The following is an 18,316-nucleotide window of genomic DNA, read 5'->3' on the forward strand; positions in this document are numbered from 1 at the left end:
GGTGAATGGCATGCGGGAAAAGAGTTTGGATTTATCGGCAGACGTATTGGTTATTGGCGGCGGACCGGCTGGTGCCTGGGCGGCAATCACAGCGGCAAGGAAAGGAGCTCAGGTCGTTCTGGCTGATAAAGGGTATTGCGGTACGAGCGGAGCGACAGCCCCGTCGGGCACGGGCGTATGGTACGTCAAACCTGAGGCGGCTGCCCGTGAAGAGGCGAAGCGCAGCCGCTACTTTCTGGGTGGGCAACTGGCCGACGCGCAATGGATGAACCGCGTGCTTGACCAGACGTATGACAACATGGGCATGCTCGCCGAATGGGGATATCCGTTTCCCGAAGACGGGCTGGGACAGCAGCATCGGCGGGGATTGCAGGGCCCGGAGTATATGCGCCTAATGCGCAAAACGGTGAAACGGGCGGGAGTGAGAATATTGGATCACAGCCCCGCTCTTGAACTGCTGGCCGATGAATACGGCGTGGGAGGAGCCGCGGGGGTTCGTTCTCGAACCGGGCAGACATGGTCCGTTCGGGCGGCCGCAGTCGTCATTGCCACGGGAGGATGCGCCTTCTTGAGCAAAGCTCTGGGCTGTAACGTACTGACAGGAGACGGTTACTTGATGGCCGCGGAAGCGGGAGCGGAGTTTTCGGGTATGGAATTTTCGAATGCCTATGGGATTTCGCCTGCTTTTGCTTCCGTGACCAAAACAGCTTATTATCAGTACGCCTCTTTCTATTATGAGGACGGTTCGTTGGTCGAAGGAGCCGCCTCCAAACAGGGGCGCTCCATCATCGCCCGGAATTTGCTGGCGGGCCAGCAGGTGTATGCACGGCTTGATTTGGCGCCTGAGGAGATCAGGCCGCTGCTGCGGGTTGGCCAGAGCAACTTTTTTCTGCCCTTTGACCGCTGCGGTATTGACCCGTTCCACGACTTCTTTCCCGTCACATTGCGCCTTGAGGGAACGGTCCGCGGAACGGGAGGCATCCATATCATCGATGCATCATGTGCGACGAAGGTGCCTGGGTTGTATGCCGCCGGCGATGCGGCGACCAGGGAGCTCATATGCGGCGGGTTTACTGGCGGAGGCAGCCATAACGCCGCCTGGGCGATGTCGTCAGGCAGCTTTGCCGGAGACGGCGCATCGGAATATGCCCGGCGTTTGGGACCGCGCGCTTATCAGCGGCGGGTTAAGGGACTGTCAGCCTTATCGCTGCCGCTGGACAGCCGTGATTCCAAGAGGAGAGGGTATACTCCCGAGCAGTATGTAAAGGCGGTACAGGAGGAGGTCATGCCTTACGACCGGAATCTTTTCCGCTCCGAGGCGGGGCTAAAGGCATCGCTTGCGCGGCTGGAACAGGTGTGGCATACGCTTCGGAAAGACTGCGCCGGGTGGGATCGTGAAGGCGTGAAGCTGCGCGAGGCGGCGGCGATGACGGCTACGGCACGATGGATGTATCAGTCCGCGTTAGCCCGCCGTGAGTCGAGGGGGATGCATAAGCGCGACGATTATCCCCAGCTGGATCAAGCTCAGCACCACCGCTTGATCACCTGGGGGTTGGATGAAATCAGCGTCAGACCGGAGCCGATCGGCAAGGAGGCTGTACTGCAATGATCGAGCTGATTAGCGAGAGCCGCTGCGTGAAATGCAATCTATGCATTAGCGTCTGCCCGACCGACGTCTTCGATCAAGGAGCGGACGGCATTCCGATGATCGCCCGCCAGGACGATTGCCAGACCTGCTTTATGTGCGAACTGTATTGTCCCGCCGATGCGATGTACGTATCGCCCTTTGCGGAGGCGCGAGAGGAGGTGCGGGAAGCTGCGCTGGAGGAATGCGGGCTGCTGGGCGGATACCGCGAGAAGGTTGGGTGGGGCCCGGGGCGCAAGCCGGTATCATCGCATGAATACATGCATCAATTAGCCGTTCGTGCGATTCCATAAATGTATTGAATTAGAAATGAATCCGCAAGTCGAAAAGCAAAATAAATTGCTAAGCGAAACGAGAGGAGAATGATAGCATGAGTCAATCGGAACTAACGGCCATACCTGCCTCGGCAAATTCTATTGTAGAAGGGGTTCTATCCCGTGCAGCGGAGCATGGAGCTGACCCGCTCTTCGTTAACCGCTGGTCATCCCGCGCATTTGCCGCCCGGCCCGTAGCGGAAGAAACGCTGCTGGCGATTCTGGAGGCCGCACGCTGGGCGCCTTCCTCGAATAATTTTCAGCCGTGGCGGTTTATCGTGGCCAGGGAAGAGGCGCAACTGAAATTGTTCCATGAGTTTATTGTTCCCGGTAACCTGGAGTGGGCGGCTCAAGCACCCGTGCTGATCCTCCTATTATCGTCCGTGCAAGAGGATGGGAAGCTGAACGGGGCGCATGCCTTCGATACAGGGGCGGCATGGGCATCCATTGCTCTGCAGGCATCTCTGCTTGGACTGAATACCCGGGCTATCGGCGGATATGACCGGGTGAAGGCCAGAGAGCGGCTGAGCATTCCGGCGAACTTTGAACTCCATGCCGTCATTGCCCTCGGATACCCGGGTAGCACAGAGCTTCTGCCGGATAAGTTCAAGGAAAGGAATGTGCCGAGCGGCCGCCGTCCACTGCGGGAAAGCATCATATGGGGAGATTTTTCCGAATCTCGAACCGTCAAGTGACCATATAGCGTCTGCAAGCATAAGCTATTACCGGTAAGACACAAAAGCATCCTCGACATCTCCCAAGATGTGAGGGTGTTTTTGCGTACAAAGAGACAAAATATGTTACAATATACAACATGAATTTGTGGAATGAGAGGACTAGTGATACATGAGCAAAGCATTGGGGCAAGTGCTGCAAGAGGAAGTGGATAAGCGGCGTACGTTCGCGATCATTTCCCACCCGGATGCCGGGAAAACAACATTAACCGAAAAATTATTGCTGTTCGGCGGCGCGATCCGTCTGGCAGGGTCCGTCAAGGCTCGCAAAGCTAGCAAGCATGCGACAAGCGACTGGATGGAAATCGAGAAGCAGCGCGGAATTTCCGTCACTTCTTCCGTCATGCAGTTTGATTATAATGGCCATAGGGTCAACATTCTGGATACCCCTGGCCACCAGGATTTCAGTGAGGACACTTACCGTACATTGACAGCTGCCGACGCAGCCGTCATGCTAATCGACGTGGCCAAGGGCGTCGAGGTTCAGACGGTCAAGCTGTTCCAGGTTTGCGCCAAGCGGGGCATTCCGATTTTTACCTTCATTAACAAACTGGACCGGGAAGGCCGGAATCCGTTTGATCTGATGGAGGAGCTGGAGCAGGTGCTGGGCATCCGCTCCGTGCCGATGAACTGGCCGATCGGCTCGGGACGTGAGCTGTCGGGCATCTACGACAGGATGAACAATCAGGTTGAATTGTTCCAAGGAGACGATCATTCCCACATCCAAGTGAAGAAGGTCGAGAATTATCAGGATCCTGTGATCCGCGAATTGGCTGGGGAATACCTGCACGATCAGCTCTGCCAGGACTTGGAGCTCCTTGATGTCGCGGGAGATCCCTTCGATATGGAGAAAATCAGCCGCGGCGAGTTGACTCCGGTTTTCTTCGGCAGCGCCGTCAATAATTTCGGCGTCCAGACGTTCCTGGATAATTTCCTGACTCTTGCTCCAAAGCCGGAACCGCGCCACAGCTTGACCGGATTGGTTGAGCCGACGAACGAGAAGTTCTCTGGCTACGTGTTCAAAATCCAGGCAAATATGAACCCTGCGCACCGCGATCGAATTGCTTTCCTGCGCATCGTATCAGGCAAATTCGAGCGGGGGATGTCGGTGAGGCATGTCCGGGCGGGCAAAGAAATCAAGCTTTCCCAGCCGCAGCAGTTCCTGGCCCAGGATCGGGATATCGTTACCGAGGCTTATCCAGGCGATATTATCGGATTGTTCGATCCCGGCATTTTCCGGATCGGCGATTCGCTTAGCCAAGGAAGCGAGATCGAATTCGATGAGCTGCCGACGTTTTCCCCGGAGATTTTTGCCAAGGTCACCGTGAAGAATGCCTTGAAGCATAAGCAGTACCAGAAAGGGATCGATCAGCTTACGGAAGAGGGAACGATTCAGGTGTTTACGACGGTAGGTTTCGAGGACACGCTGCTGGGCGTCGTAGGGCAGCTCCAGTTCGAGGTGTTCGAGTACCGCATGAAGGCGGAATACGGCGTCGATGTGCAGCTGCAGCGCATGTCGTTCCAATTCGCGCGCTGGATCGTCGCGGATAAGGTGGATCCTTCGAAATTCCGGATTAATTCGACGCTGGTGACAGATAAGAAGGGCAATTATGTCGTCTTGTTCGAGAACGAGTATGCGATGAGAACTGCGATGGAGAAAAATCCGGATGCGAAGTTCTTAGAAACGGCGCCATAAGAGAACAACGAAGGCGGACGGGCGAAAGCAAAGGCGAAGCTAAAGCTCTTCCCGCTCCTGATACACAAGGAAGCCTCCTTACCGGCCGGGTAAGAAGGCTTCCTTTGTTGTGTTGATGGCGGGCTATCCTTATTTCAATGGCTTCAGCTCGGCAGAAGCAAGCTCTTTACTCAGGAGAGAGATCATTTCACCCTTCTCGGCTTCATCGATGTGCTTCCAGATGATCTCGAAGACGACCCCTAGTCCGGGAAGCGCGGTTTCCTGGGCATCAATCGAGCCCTCTACCATGTCCCGAAGGCCTGCTTCGTTTTTGCCGTGCATTTTATGCACAACCGCTTGTCTAAGGTCAAGAGTAATTGGCATATCCATACCTCCCTGAAATAATCATTGCCCGGTGTTAATGTTCCCGCCTTACGCTCTGAAAATACAAGTTTGGGACAGGTTATGGTATACTATTTCGCATAAATATCGACTCGGGTAGGTGGAAGCATGGCACAATCCGCAAAAAAACAATACGCCGTTATCGGCATGGGCCGCTTTGGGCTTAGTGTGGCCAGCGCTTTAAGCAATATGGGCTTCGACGTGCTGGCAATCGATGCCAACGAGCAGCGTACGCAAGCCGTATCGAATATCGTGACGCATGCCGTATCGGCTGACTCTACGGATGAAGAAGCGCTTCGCGCGTTGGGCATACGCAATTTCGATGTCGTGGTTGTGGCGATCGGCGAGAATATTCAGGCCAGCATTCTGACAACGCTGATTCTTAAAGATTTGGGCGGGCCGATCATTATCGTCAAAGCCCAGAACGAGCTGCACGGCAAGGTACTGAATAAGATCGGTGCGGATAAGGTGATCTATCCGGAGCGGGATATGGGGCTTCGCCTCGCTCATCATTTGACTTCACCGAATATACTCGACTACATCGAGCTGTCGGACGAATACAGCATCGTGGATTTGCAGATCACGAAGGCGATGGTCGGCAAAAACCTGAAGGAGCTCGACATCCGGGCCAAGTTCGGCTGCAACGTCATGGCGATCAAGACGGGCAGCAAAATGAATATATCGCCAGCGGCCAACGACCGGCTTGAAGAAGGCGATGTGCTCGTCATTGTCGGCGAGAAAAACGATTTGACGAAGCTCGAGCTGGCTTATTCGGAATCATAATCTAAGGGGATGAACGATCGATGCAGCAAATTACTTCTCCGAACAATCCCCGCGTGAAGGAATGGGCTGGGCTGCTTGAGAAGAAAAACAGAGACAAGCACTTAAAATACGTAATTGAGGGCATTCATTTGGTGCAGGAAGCGCTGAAGGCGCGAGCCGATCTGGAATGCGTATGCTATGAAATCGAGCGGGGTATTCCCGCCGAGCTGTCGGGGGCAGCCTCCGCTTCGCTGGATGTGGAGTGGATCGGCGTGACGTCCGCGATCATCGCCAAATGCACCGATGCGAAAACGCCACAGCCTGTGTTCGCGGTCGCCCGCAAAAGCAGCGGCGAGCTCGAGCCCTTGCTGGCAGAGGAGCGCAGCCTCGTCGTCGTGCTGGACGGCGTGCAGGACCCTGGGAACGTCGGTACTATCATTCGCAGCGCGGATGCCGTAGGGGCGAGCGGCGTGATCGTCGGCTCGGGCTCCGCGGATATATACAATCCGAAGGTCATCCGCTCGACGATGGGCTCGCTGTTCCATTTGCCCGTGATCGAAGGCGATTTGGCCGATATTCTACCCCAGGCCAAAGCCCGGGGCATCCGGCTGGCTGGAACGAGCCTGCAGGCGGCGGCGAGCTGCTATGCGTATGATTTTACGGGGCCGGTATGGCTCCTGTTCGGCAGCGAGGCAAGAGGCCTTAGTGCGAACGTGCGTGAGCTGATGGACGACGGGCTGCTTATCCCGATGCGGGGGCAGGCGGAATCGCTGAACGTGGCGATGGCCGCTTCGGTACTGCTGTTTGAGGCGCAGCGGCAGCGGTATTTTTAGACAATAAAAAATCTGATCCAAACTCTAATATGAATTTGCCTTTTTCCATAGCATCGGATTTATAATAGTCCCATGCTATTTTTTTGTCTGGAAGTGCATTGCCTGACTATATTATGATAACAGGGCTAGGGGCGTAACCGATTTTTAGAGTGTATATTTGATACTTCATTCTTAAAATCGGTCAATCGGATACGCCATCTAAAAGAAAACGCCCAACCTCTATCAAAGTAGAGGTTGGGCGTTATGCGTCAGATTATAGCTCTGGAAGATCCAACGGATTATTTTTCTCAACTGGTCTTTCCAGCAGTCCGCCGATGCCGTATTCGCTGACATTTTTGATGAACTGCAGAGCTTCAGCGCGCGTCAAGGCGCTTTTGCCTTCATAGCTGTCCACGCTTACGACATTCGGGTCTTTACCCGTAGCGAGCCCGAAGGCAAGCACGTAGTGAATGGCATGATCCCCGCTGAAGTTGACGCCTTCCGTGGCGGTGACCAATTCGGCAACCTGCTCCCGAGAAATCGGTTGATTTCTAGATAGAAGCTCCTTGTAGCCGGTGACCGGATAATTTAGCTGCTTCGCCCGGGCATAATAAGCATCTGCCCAATGGCCTTGCTGAGCGGAGGTGGCCAGCTCCGGCTCGAAAGCCCGCAGCAGCATAGCTAGGAATTCGGCTTCGCTTACCGTTTGCTGCGGCTTGAAAGTTCCGTCGGCGTATCCTTTGACCATTTCCTTGGAAACGGCCCATTGCACCGTCTCTTCATACCAGGAGTCCTTCTTGACGTCCGTGAAGGAAAGCTGCCCTGCAGCATGAAGCGTTGGCGGCAGGACAGGTCCGAGAAGAGACAGGACCAGTGCAGATGTGATGATTAGTTTTGTATGTGTTCGAATTTTCATAGTTGCCAACCCCTATCTTGTTGTGAACTCTATAATCAACGGGTTTTTCAGTTCAAAGCTCTGAGCCGAACTTGGGCCCGGCTTGCCTTTTACTGTCGTGTCCATGATGATGGTGTAGGTTTCTTTGGCAGCAAACTTGCCCTTCTTCGGCGTAACATGAATCCGGTTAAACAGTATTTTTATCTCTACCGTATCGTGCATCGCCTCCCCTTTACTGTTCAGGACGAAGATGTTCTCGCCAGGCTTCAGGGACGATGGGTCAATGTATTTATAGTTTGCGCTTTTCATAGCAACTTGAAGACTAATGCCGATCGGGGTAGTAGAACGAACCCCTTGTTTGGACGGAAGATCCTGAATGCTCAGCTCTTCCTTGAGGCGATTCAATTCCTGCCGGAACTCCTCGCGCTTCTCTTGATCAGTTAGCCCTTGAACGGCCATTTTGGCCTGGACGAAGTCACCGATGGTTAGCGTCTGTTTGGCTTTATCTAGCGATGCCTTGGCTTCTTGAAGCTGGTTCCCTGCAGCTGCATCGGCTTCACCCTGCTCTCCGACTTGTGCCGTATTTCCTGCCGGGGCAGGTGTTACGTTAACCGGTACCTGAATGATACCGCCTCCCGGAGCCGATGGTCCTCCTGACGCAGGAGGCGTCGAAGGTGCGGGATTATTTACGGCCGGAGCGGGTTGCGTCCTTGCCCTTAGCGAAGCTCCATCGGATATGTTGCCATGGATGTCTACGGTCTTGACCACGATGTTATAGGCGGTGTTCGCAAGCAAACCGTTGAATTTGTATGATGAAGCTGCTATATCCGTAATGTAATTATTGTTGATGTACAGCTTAACCTTGGCAAAATCGGGATCTGCCGGATTGCTCCAACCGACATGCAGCGATGAGCTTGTCGCGTTAACCAGCGCTAACTGAGTTACTTCCGCTGGAGCCGTCGTATCCGCTGCAGGCGGTTCATTGCCAGGGCCTGCTGGATCATTAGCGCCTCTAGCTAGGGTAGAGGCAGTAAGGCTCAATCCGGATGAAATATTACCGGTAAGATCTACTGTTTTTACCCCAAAGCGATAGCTTGTATTCGAGGTCAGCCCTTCGAATTTATAAGATGTTCCCGCAGTTTCGTATACCTTGGTTCCATCAAGGTATAGATAGACCTTTGTAAAGTCAGGGTCTGTCGGGTTGGTCCAACCTAGCTTCACGTAGGTGGAGGACGTTGCCGTGACCATCAGATCCGATACTTCTGCCGGGGCAGTCTTATCCGGTACCTGCGGTGTATCCTCGGTAGTGACCATCACCGTTTGGCCTGAAGATTCGTTTCCGCTCCAATCCGTCGATTTAACGGTAATTGAATAAGACGTGCTTGACTGCAGTTGGGTCAAGGTAAACGCTTGGCCCGCTGCGCTGCCTGCATAAACGCTATTGACGTAAATGTTATTGGTTGCAAAGTCCGAATTCACCGGATTATTCCAAGCAATCGAAATCTCAGAATCGGTCTTTCCAACGACTTGAAGATTCGTGACATTCGCAGGCGGGGTTTGATCGAGTGACCGATCGAAGGTCACTGCGCCATAACCATATTCGATATCCCGTCCGGCGGGTCCCAGATCCACCGCATATTTTTTGATTTCCTCGCGAAGCTGCACGTTGGTCATTCCGGGATCTTTCTGTTTGAGCAGAGCAATCATGCCGGAGACATGCGGAGCCGCCTGCGATGTTCCGCTGGATATCGCATAAGCGGGAGCGCCGCCGCTGACATAAGTCGATAGGATGTCAACGCCAGGTGCTGCGATTTCAACTTCATCGCCGACCGAGGAGAAGGCGCCGCGCGCGTTATTGGCATCCACCGCGGCAACAGCAATTACGCTGTCATATTTAGCGGGGAAGTTGACCGTATAAGTGCTTAAGGGAACAGGGACGATATTGCCGTTCGCGTCTTCCGTCGTCTGGCTGTTGCCTGCCGAACCGACGACGACGATCCCCTGCGCATACGCTTGGTCTACCATATCCTTTAACAGCTGAGAATGCGTATCTGTTCCAAGAGAAAGGTTGATGATATCCATATGGTTTTGAATCGACCATTCGATGCCTTCAAGGACGTCCTGAAGTGTTCCTTCACCATGCTGATCCATCGTTTTTACGGCATAAAGTTGGACGCCGGGCGCAACACCTACCGTTCCCGTGCTATTGCTTAAGGCGGCGATAATACCGGCGACATGCGTCCCGTGTCCGTTATCATCCGTGTAACTATTCGTGTAATCTACGGTCGAGATTCCTCCGGCTATAGCTAATTCAGGATGCGGATAGATCCCGGAATCAATGACGGCCACTTTGACGCCTGTGCCCGTATAACCTGAGTTCCACATCAGGGTAGGCTTAACTGCCTGAAAGCCCCATCCGGATTGTTCGGAGGTAATGGACGCGGTTTTGAAATCCCCGCCCGTAATCCGGAAGGTAATATTGCGCTCGATCAGCGCGATATTCGGATCGGCTGCTAATGCAGGCAGATCGTGATTGTTTACCGTAGCAGCTACGGCAGGGATGGTGTCGAATTCATGAAGAATATCAATACTTTCGTTGTATACAGCTTCCTTGCCATCCTCGTTTTTGTAAACGACAATGACCTCCTGCTGCATTCCATACAGCGAGGCATTGGCGCTGGCTGGCCCCAGCCCTAAGACTTCTAAATGGAGCAGCAGCGAAATGGCGAGAACAGATGCGATAATCTTGTTTGTTAATCTGCTCATAGAGTATAAATCTCTCCTTCTTATTTATCTGTTAATACTAAGAAGCAATTGAAGTAGAGTCACTCCTTTCTGCCTGAATGATATGTGCGTCTATCACTATATCGGCTGGTAAATGAACGTTATTAATAGAATTAAAGACTTTAGGCCTATGGAAAAACATGACTATTGCCCTTGACAAATAAAGGAACAAAGCCGATAATACAATTAACAAATCGTTAATTGTTATATAAATAGGCTATGAGGGGGCTTAAACGCAGCATGTCGAACAAGCAGGCGTTACAGCAATATGACGTTAAAAAATATAGAACCCCTGATGGGTATACCTCAGACATTGCGGTATTCACCATAAGATCCAAAAAGACCGAAATGTTCAAGCCTCCCCTTATGGAGCTGCAGATTATGCTGATTAGGCGTAGCATGATCGACAGTGAGGGGCGCCCCAATATTGAAGCAGGCAAGTGGGCCTTGCCAGGCGGCTTTGTGGACCCGCAGGAGACCGCCTTCCAATCCGCTGCACGGGAGCTGAAAGAGGAGACGGGCGTAGACCGCATTCATTTGCAGCATTATGGCGTATACGATGCTCCGGGACGCGACCCGCGAGGCTGGATCATTTCCAACGCTCACTATGCGATCGTTCCCGAGCACCAGCTTACTGATCGTCAGGCGAATGACGATGCGAGCGAGGTCGAGCTTTTTACCGTGGATGAGGTGCTGAAGTTGGATCTTGCCTTCGACCATGCCGAAGTTATTGCCGACGCGATTGAGGTTATCCGTCACAAGCTGTTAGAGACAACGATAGCCAAGGAGTTCCTTCCGGAGGAATTTACGTATTCGGAACTGCAAGCCGTGCTGCTGACGGTGACCCAAGATTCCGCGATCGCTCTGGACGCCGCATTTGCCCGCAAGATCAAAACCTTGCCTTTTATTGAGGAAATCAAAGGAAAGAAGACGACGCGCACGTCGAAGAAACCGACTCAACTGTATCGTTTCGTGGATGCTGAGGTGAGCAGCTCGATTTACCACGCTAGAAAATGATTTTTACGTCGAAAGACGTTTTTCTTTATCTTATTAATTAACAAATTTATAATTGTTAAGTTTAAAAGGAGGAATTCATGATGATCATTACTAAGAAAAGAGCTTTGATTAACGTGGATTACACGTATGATTTCGTTGCTGCGGACGGGGCGTTGACCTGCGGCAAGCCGGGTCAGGCGATAGAAGGCAGGATGGTTGAGCTCACTAGAGAATTTATTGAAAACAATGATTTTGTTGTACTAGCGATCGATCTGCATAAGCAGGGCGACACGCTTCATCCGGAGACGAAGCTGTTTCCGCCGCATAATATCGAGGGTACGGCCGGGCGCAAGCTTTACGGAGCGCTAGACGGGGTATATCAAACCTATAAGGACGAGGGCAACGTCTATTGGATGGATAAGACCAGATACAGTGCGTTTGCGGGGACTGACCTTGAGTTGGTTCTTCGCGCTAGGGGAATCACGGAGCTTCATTTGGTTGGGGTGTGTACAGATATTTGCGTGCTGCACACCGCAGTAGATGCTTATAACAAAGGATTCGAGCTGGTGATTCATGCGGATGCTGTAGCTAGCTTTGACCAGGAAGGGCATGCATGGGCGTTGAGACATTTCCAAGGAACACTCGGTGCAACGATTCTACAGCAGCAGGAGGGGAAGGTAAAATGAGCACTTACACGAACATTCAGCTTCCGCAGACGCCATACGCCGACGACGGGCTTGCACTGCATACGGATAAATATCAGATTAATATGGCTGAGGCCTATTGGCGGGATCAAATGCATGAGCGTAAAGCGGTATTCGATCTCTATTTTCGCAAAATCCCATTTCAAAACGGCTATGCTGTCTTTGCTGGACTGGAGCGGGTCATTCGCTACCTCAAGGAATTCCGATTTACAGAGAGCGATTTGGCTTATTTAAAAGAGGAGGGCTATGGCGACGATTACCTCGCCTATCTTGAAACACTGCGTTTTACGGGAACGGTGCGCTCGATGAGGGAAGGGGAGCTTGTCTTTGCCAATGAGCCGATCATGCAGATCGAAGCTCCGCTCGCAGAGGCACAGTTAATCGAGACGGCTGTGCTGAACATCGTCAACTATCAAACGCTGATTGCAAGTAAAGCCTCGCGGATTAAACAAGTGATCGAGGATGGTGTGAGCATGGAGTTCGGCACCCGCCGAGCCCAGGAGATGGATGCCGCAATTTGGGGAACTAGGGCCGCTTATATTGCAGGCTTTGAGGCTACGTCGAATGTCAGAGCCGGGAAGTTATTTGGCATCCCTACCGTCGGAACGCATGCCCATGCCATGGTTCAGGCCTATCGCGACGAATATACCGCTTTTTGCAAATACGCGGAATGTCATAAAGACTGTGTATTCCTAGTCGATACGTATGATACGCTTAGATCGGGGGTACCTACCGCTATTCAGGTAGCCAAAGAATTCGGTGATCGTATTAACTTCAACGGCATACGCCTGGACAGCGGGGATCTGGCCTACTTCTCGAAGGAAGCCCGTAAAATGCTTGATGCGGCTGGCTTCCCTGACGCAAAAATCTACGCCACCAATGACCTGGATGAACATACAATCATGAACCTGAAGGCACAGGGAGCAAAAATCGATGTTTGGGGTATCGGCACGAAGCTAATCACCGCTTACGACCAGCCTGCTCTTGGCGCTGTATATAAATTGATCTCGATTGAAGATGAACATGGTAAAATGGTAGATACCATTAAAATCAGCTCGAATCCTGAAAAAATTACGACGCCGGGCCGTAAAAAAGTGTATCGAATTATCAACAAAGGCAATCGGAAATCGGAAGGTGATTATATTGCTTTGGAATACGAAGACCCGCAGCGCGAGGAACGTCTGAAAATGTTCCACCCTGTTCACACGTTTATCGCCAAATTCGTTACTAACTTTGAAGCGCGGGAGCTGCACCAGACGATTTTTGAAGATGGAGAATTGGTATATGAGCTCCCAACACTGCAGGAAATCAGGCAGTTTGCAGCGGATAATTTAGATGTGCTATGGGAGGAATACAAGCGCCTCTTGAACCCGGCCGAATATCCTGTTAATTTAAGTCAAGATTGTTGGAATAATAAGATGAGGCTGATCGAAGAAGCGCAGTACAAGGTTCAGCAGCGACATTCGTGAATGATTGCTTTTCAAACTTATACGGGTAATGATAATTTTATAGAGTTGGATATGAATCGACTTAGGGGAGCCGGTTCAACAGGTAGAAAGGAGTAAGTTTCAATGCCAATCGATAATACTCAAAAGGAAATCACTGAAGCATTGCACGTTAAGCCGAGCATCGATGTGAAAGCGGAAATTCGCAGCAGGATCGACTTCTTGAAAGCTTATTGCAGAAAGGCCGGTGCGAAAGGCTATGTGCTGGGGATCAGCGGAGGACAGGACTCCACCCTGGCCGGCCGGCTGGCGCAATTGGCGGTAGAGGAGCTTCGCGCCGAAGGATACGACGCGACGTTCTATGCCGTGCGCCTGCCTTATGGAATACAGCAGGATGAAGACGACGCTGTAGCGGCGATGGAATTCATTCAGGCCGACCAGGAATTTGTCGTAAACATTCAGGAGCCTGTTATAGCTTTGGCTAACGTGGTAGAACAAAGTACCAATTTCAAGTTATCCGATTTCAATAAAGGCAACGCCAAAGCGCGGATGCGCATGATCGTTCAATATGCGATCGGCGGAGAGACCGGCTGCTTGGTTGTAGGTACGGATCACGCCGCAGAGTCCATTACTGGCTTCTTTACGAAGTTCGGGGACGGAGGGGCTGACGTACTGCCGCTGGCCGGACTGACTAAGGGACAAGGACGCGACCTGCTTATGGAGCTCAAGGCTGCTGAGCGCTTGTATCTGAAAATACCGACGGCCGATCTGTTGGATAACAAGCCCCTGCAATCCGATGAAACTGAGCTTGGGATTACCTACGAGGTGCTGGATCAATATTTGACGGGAAATGCCGTTGATCCGCAGGATCAAGCGAGTATCGAGATGCGTTATGCTATTTCCCGGCACAAGCGGGAGCTTCCGGCGACACCGTTCGATACATGGTGGAAATAGGGAAGTGAATCTCATACGAAAAAAACAGCAGATTGCTGTAAATCTCAATGAAGTGCAGCAGCAGGCGGTTCTTCATACAGAGGGCCCCCTGCTGCTGCTTGCTTCGCCAGGCTCGGGCAAGACGACGACGCTGCTGATGCGGATCGCGCACCTGATCGAGGAAAAGGGTGTGCAGCCTTCCCGCATCAAGGCAATCACCTTCAGCCGGGCATCGGCCGGGGATATGAAGGAGCGGTTCAAACGCTTTTTTCCGGAGCTGCCGTCCGTCGATTTTTCCACGATCCACAGCCTGGCCTTTGAAATTGTGCGCGAATGCTTCCGAGTCCAAGGAGTATCCTTCCAAATTATCGAGGGGCATGGAGCGAGCGATGATATAGAAACCGGGGAAGCAAGTAATCCTACGGCCTCCTCTTTGCATAAGAAATTGATATTGCGTGATATATTTAGAACAGTCACGGGAGAGAATATCACGGATGACCAGTTGGAAGAGTTAACGACCTATATTAGCTATATTAAGAATAAAATGATTCCCGAGCACAAATGGGGCGACGTGTCCTGCGGCGTGCGTCATGCGAAGCAGATTCTCAGCGAATACGAAAGATTTAAGCGAACGCATCCGAGTTGTCTGCTCATCGACTTTGACGACATGCTGACACTGGCTAATGACATTCTCGGTAAAGACGCTCGGCTGCTCCGCAAATATCAGCGGCGCTATGATTATTTGCTGACGGATGAAAGCCAGGATACGTCGCTGGTGCAGCATGCGATCGTCGAGAAGCTCGTTATGGAGCATCGGAACCTATGCGTGGTAGCGGATGACGACCAATCGATTTATAGCTGGCGAGGGGCGGAGCCGTCCTATTTGCTGGAGTTCCGGCAGGTGTATCCGGAAGCGCGGATTCTGTATATGGAGCAGAACTATCGGTCTACCAGAAATATTGTCGAAACAGCCAATCAGTTTATCCAACGGAACAAAAATCGCTACGATAAGCAGATGTTCACACAGAACGAAGAGGGGCAGCCGATTTCTATCAAGGCCTTGCCCGACTATAAGCAGCAAACAAAGTATTTAGTCGAAGAAATCCGCAAGCTGGAAAATTTAGGTGAAGTAGCGGTTCTTTATCGGAATAATTCTTCTTCCATTGACCTGATGAATCAATTTGACCGTGCCGGGATTCCGTTCTACATGCGCGACGCGGACAACCGTTTCTTTTCGCACTGGGTGGTGCAGGATATTCTCAATTTCATGAGGATGTCGTATACGGACCGGCGGCCGGATATTTTGGAAGCCATTCATACGAAATTTAATGGCTACATTACGAAGCAGCAGATGGCTGCATTGAAGGACATTCATAATAATGAATCCGTCTTTGATAATTTGTTGAATTACGTGCCATTGCAGGATTATCAGCAGAAGCAGCTGCCGCAGTGCAAATGGATTTTTGAACAGATGAAAGGCATGCCGCCATTAGAGGCGATTGATGTCATCCGAACGAAGCTGGGTTATGACAAAGCTCTCGACAAGATGTGCGAGCGTCTTGGTTTCCGGAAGGAATATTTGCTAGGCATACTTAATTCACTGGAGGAGATTGCGGAGTCCTTAAATTCGATGGAGGAATTCGCGCAGCGCCTCAAGCATTTGGAGGCTTTATTGAAGTCCTCCAAATCCAGAAAGGGTCAGCATGCCGTCACGTTTTCGACCTTTCACAGCGCCAAAGGCTTGGAATTCACGCACGTATATATGATCGATTTGATTAACGGCATCATTCCATCGAAGGAGGATCTGAAGGGAGGCGACCGGAACGGCGAGCTAATGGAGGAGGCGGCCCGGCTGTTCTATGTTGGCATGACAAGAGCCAAGCTGCAGCTTGAGCTGCTGACTTATCAGCAAAGGGAGGGCGAGAAGGCGACGGAATCCACGTTACTTAGCGAGGTTCGGACGATTCTGCATCCTCCACAGCTTCAGGTGAGCCTGAAGTCCGGACTGCAAATAGGGAGCGGAGCTCTTGGCGGGGCACGGGCTCCGGCTCCCTCGTTCAACGAGAATACGATTCGGTCGCTGGAGAAGCTGTCCTCGGGTATGCAGGTTATGCACCGTGCATTCGGATTAGGGGAAGTGGTCAATGTGTCGGGGCCAACTGACCTGATCGAAATGCGGTTTGCTGCCGGAACCAAGCGGCTCTCCGTTCGGACATGCCTGGATATGGGGCTGCTAGAACTGCCGGATCCAGTGGTAATATCGGAGTGATCGGGAAGGTACAAACCGGGAGTTAGTCCGTCTTTTTCAAGGTGATCCTGCATAAACTGGGTGGTGAAGCAAATGAAGCGCTGCCTGGGGGGATAGAGAATGCGGATCAGAAGGGGATGGCACAGCCGAAGAAGAAGGGGAAAGCTCAGCAAAGGTCATATTTGGTTCATCATTTTCGTCTTTTTTGTCACGGCCTTCGTGCTGTTTGGCCAGTATGTGGAACGCAATATGGTCGGGCCCATTAAGCATCTGGCCCAAATCCGGGTAAAGCAGATTGCGACCGAATCGATCAATGAGGCGATTACAGCCCAAGTAGCCAATCGGGAGCAAATCGACAGCCTTATCGACTGGAAGACCGATTCCTCCGGCAAAATTACCGGATTCATGCTCAATTACTCCGCTCATATGCAAATTACGTCCGATACGATCCAGACGGTTCGTTCTACGATTGATGAAGTGTCCCGGCTGTCGGAGCATATCCCTCTCGGACAGGCGCTAGGCAGTCCCATTCTGGCCTCCTTCGGCCCGAATATCCCCATCCGCATTGAGCCGAAGGGCGATGTTAAGGTCGATTTGAATACCCGCCGCCAGGAGGCGGGTATCAATATGATTCTCGTGGAAGTATTTCTGCGCGTACGGACGGAGCTGGCTGTGGTCGTTCCTTTTGACATGGGAGCACAGGCTGTGGAGACGGAGATACCGGTATCCTATATGCTGGTAGTTGGCGATGTCCCGATGTATTACTATGACAGCAAAGGCAATCCCGTCGGAGAGAACGGTGTGAGTGCGCCGAACATCGCTTTGCCGTCGATCCCCGAGCAACCAGCAGCAAGCCCAAGTACGGAATCCGGGCATGAGTGAAGAAATAAATGACGGAAATTAAGGGAGCCCCTCAAAAGGCTCCTTTGTTGTTTTGCTTTTTTACTCTCTCTGATCTTTCCCATTGCTTCAGCAGGGGGAAGGGATTGAACGCCCATTCCCTCGTTCCTGTATCTTTGTAGATGCCATAGTGGAGATGGGGCGGGAATCTGCCCTGTGTTCCCGGGGGGCCGTAGCCGCTGCTGCCTACCCAGCCGAGCATTTGGCCAGGGCTGACGGTGTCGCCGATATTGATTTTCTTCTCGAAGCCTTGTAAATGTGCGTAGTAATGGTAGCGGTTGTTCAAGTCGCGAATTCCGATTCTCCAGCCTCCGTAAGGATTCCAGCCTTTGGTTTCGACGATGCCGTAGCAAACGCTGCGAACGGGCACGCCATACGAGGCGAACAGATCCGTCCCTTCGTGCGTGCGCAGGCCGCCCCAGCCGCGCCGGTCTCCCCACGTGTCCCGGTAGGTGTAGGTGCTGCTTACGGGAAGCGGAAAAGCGTTATCGGAAAGGTCGATTCGGTTAAAGGTTTTGTAAATTTTAGCGAATTGGCGGATTCGCTCGACGGATGAATCGTTCTGGTAATAACGCCATAGGGCGATGCGGATATCGTCGTCGCTATAGCCGAAGTGAAGCAAATAGGCCGCCATCGTATATAGAGCATCCCGATCGTTTAGGGGGTCGGCTTTAGCGTCTGACGAGGCGTCTTTGCCGATGCCGCCGAATAGGGCGATCGTTGCGGGGTTCATATCATTCGGGTTAGGGTTTAAGGGACCCGCCCATACCGGATCCTTGAAGCGGATTCGAATTAATTTATTGTTCATATCTGTGCCCTGCTGCTGGCTGCGCGGGATGATAGACCGCTCATATTGATCGATCGCGGCCAGCCAGTGCCAAGGAATTTGTGTTAGCAAACCAATCTCTTCATACAAGCTCCTTCTAAGCTCATAATCGTTCTTTGGGGGAGACGAGCTCGGCTTGCCGGGAGCCTCTGCCGCTGATGCGCCAAAACCGGGAATACTCCATAATGACGTTAGTAACGTCATGCCAACGAGGCAAGGAATAATTCTGCTGACGAAGAAT

The 18,316-nt window shown here is 52.1% G+C and carries 16 protein-coding genes; 12 read left to right on the top strand and 4 right to left on the bottom strand.

The genetic code is table 11. The features are described from left to right. The first annotated feature begins 10 nt into the window (after window positions 1-10). The 4 genes from ACYUJT_RS16790 (at window position 11) to ACYUJT_RS16805 (ending at window position 4,389) form a co-directional block, all read left to right on the top strand. A complete protein-coding gene (locus ACYUJT_RS16790; protein WP_460324252.1) occupies window positions 11-1,609 on the top strand; it encodes an FAD-dependent oxidoreductase in 1,599 nt (532 codons plus the stop codon). Then, window positions 1,606-1,938 (top strand): 4Fe-4S binding protein, encoded by a 333-nt coding sequence (locus ACYUJT_RS16795; RefSeq protein WP_460324253.1) that lies wholly within the window; start codon window positions 1,606-1,608, stop codon window positions 1,936-1,938. The genes ACYUJT_RS16790 and ACYUJT_RS16795 overlap by 4 nt, the downstream gene beginning before the upstream one ends. A gap of 77 nt (window positions 1,939-2,015) precedes the next feature. After that, window positions 2,016-2,654, top strand: a complete 639-nt coding sequence (locus ACYUJT_RS16800) for a nitroreductase family protein (protein ID WP_460324254.1) — start codon at window positions 2,016-2,018, stop codon at window positions 2,652-2,654. A 151-nt stretch (window positions 2,655-2,805) separates the two neighbouring features. Continuing rightward, complete coding sequence (locus tag ACYUJT_RS16805) at window positions 2,806-4,389, top strand: peptide chain release factor 3 (protein ID WP_460324256.1); 1,584 nt, start codon at window positions 2,806-2,808, stop codon at window positions 4,387-4,389. A gap of 129 nt (window positions 4,390-4,518) precedes the next feature. Here ACYUJT_RS16805 and sspI read toward each other — a convergent pair whose 3' ends face one another. Beyond that, complete coding sequence (sspI, locus tag ACYUJT_RS16810; protein ID WP_460324258.1) at window positions 4,519-4,752, bottom strand: small acid-soluble spore protein SspI; 234 nt, start codon at window positions 4,750-4,752, stop codon at window positions 4,519-4,521. Window positions 4,753-4,878: 126 nt separating this feature from the next. Here sspI and ACYUJT_RS16815 point away from each other — a divergent pair, with 126 nt between their 5' ends. Further along, a complete protein-coding gene (locus ACYUJT_RS16815) occupies window positions 4,879-5,553 on the top strand; it encodes a potassium channel family protein (protein ID WP_213593129.1) in 675 nt (224 codons plus the stop codon). A gap of 20 nt (window positions 5,554-5,573) precedes the next feature. Further along, window positions 5,574-6,365: a TrmH family RNA methyltransferase gene (locus ACYUJT_RS16820; protein WP_460324261.1), complete on the top strand. Its 792-nt coding sequence runs from the start codon at window positions 5,574-5,576 to the stop codon at window positions 6,363-6,365. A gap of 253 nt (window positions 6,366-6,618) precedes the next feature. Here ACYUJT_RS16820 and ACYUJT_RS16825 read toward each other — a convergent pair whose 3' ends face one another. Both ACYUJT_RS16825 and ACYUJT_RS16830 read right to left on the bottom strand, forming a co-directional pair. Then, window positions 6,619-7,260, bottom strand: a complete 642-nt coding sequence (locus tag ACYUJT_RS16825; protein WP_460324263.1) for an S-layer homology domain-containing protein — start codon at window positions 7,258-7,260, stop codon at window positions 6,619-6,621. A 12-nt stretch (window positions 7,261-7,272) separates the two neighbouring features. Then, entirely contained in the window at window positions 7,273-10,005 is a 2,733-nt protein-coding gene (locus ACYUJT_RS16830) for a S8 family serine peptidase (protein ID WP_460324265.1), read from the bottom strand. 258 nt (window positions 10,006-10,263) lie between these two features. On the opposite strand from ACYUJT_RS16830, the gene ACYUJT_RS16835 reads away from it, so the two are divergent. The 6 genes from ACYUJT_RS16835 (at window position 10,264) to yunB (ending at window position 17,231) form a co-directional block, all read left to right on the top strand. Next, window positions 10,264-11,040: an NUDIX hydrolase gene (locus ACYUJT_RS16835; RefSeq protein ID WP_460324267.1), complete on the top strand. Its 777-nt coding sequence runs from the start codon at window positions 10,264-10,266 to the stop codon at window positions 11,038-11,040. Window positions 11,041-11,120: 80 nt separating this feature from the next. Next, the gene (locus ACYUJT_RS16840) at window positions 11,121-11,705 is read left to right on the top strand and encodes a cysteine hydrolase family protein (RefSeq protein ID WP_460324269.1); all 585 of its coding nucleotides are present in this window, start codon (window positions 11,121-11,123) and stop codon (window positions 11,703-11,705) included. Then, a complete protein-coding gene (locus ACYUJT_RS16845) occupies window positions 11,702-13,192 on the top strand; it encodes a nicotinate phosphoribosyltransferase (RefSeq protein WP_460324271.1) in 1,491 nt (496 codons plus the stop codon). Before ACYUJT_RS16840 ends, ACYUJT_RS16845 begins: the two co-directional genes overlap by 4 nt. 102 nt (window positions 13,193-13,294) lie before the next feature. Beyond that, window positions 13,295-14,122 (top strand): ammonia-dependent NAD(+) synthetase, encoded by an 828-nt coding sequence (gene nadE, locus ACYUJT_RS16850; protein WP_460324273.1) that lies wholly within the window; start codon window positions 13,295-13,297, stop codon window positions 14,120-14,122. Further along, window positions 14,061-16,370, top strand: a complete 2,310-nt coding sequence (locus tag ACYUJT_RS16855) for an ATP-dependent helicase (protein ID WP_460324275.1) — start codon at window positions 14,061-14,063, stop codon at window positions 16,368-16,370. Before nadE ends, ACYUJT_RS16855 begins: the two co-directional genes overlap by 62 nt. Before the next feature lie 99 nt (window positions 16,371-16,469). Next, on the top strand, window positions 16,470-17,231 hold the full coding sequence (yunB, locus tag ACYUJT_RS16860; RefSeq protein WP_460324277.1) for a sporulation protein YunB: 762 nt from the start codon (window positions 16,470-16,472) through the stop codon (window positions 17,229-17,231). A 31-nt stretch (window positions 17,232-17,262) separates the two neighbouring features. Here yunB and ACYUJT_RS16865 read toward each other — a convergent pair whose 3' ends face one another. After that, on the bottom strand, window positions 17,263-18,279 hold the full coding sequence (locus tag ACYUJT_RS16865) for a M23 family metallopeptidase (protein WP_460324797.1): 1,017 nt from the start codon (window positions 18,277-18,279) through the stop codon (window positions 17,263-17,265). Between the last annotated feature and the right edge of the window lie 37 nt (window positions 18,280-18,316).

This window comes from Paenibacillus sp. YSY-4.3, assembly GCF_054767475.1.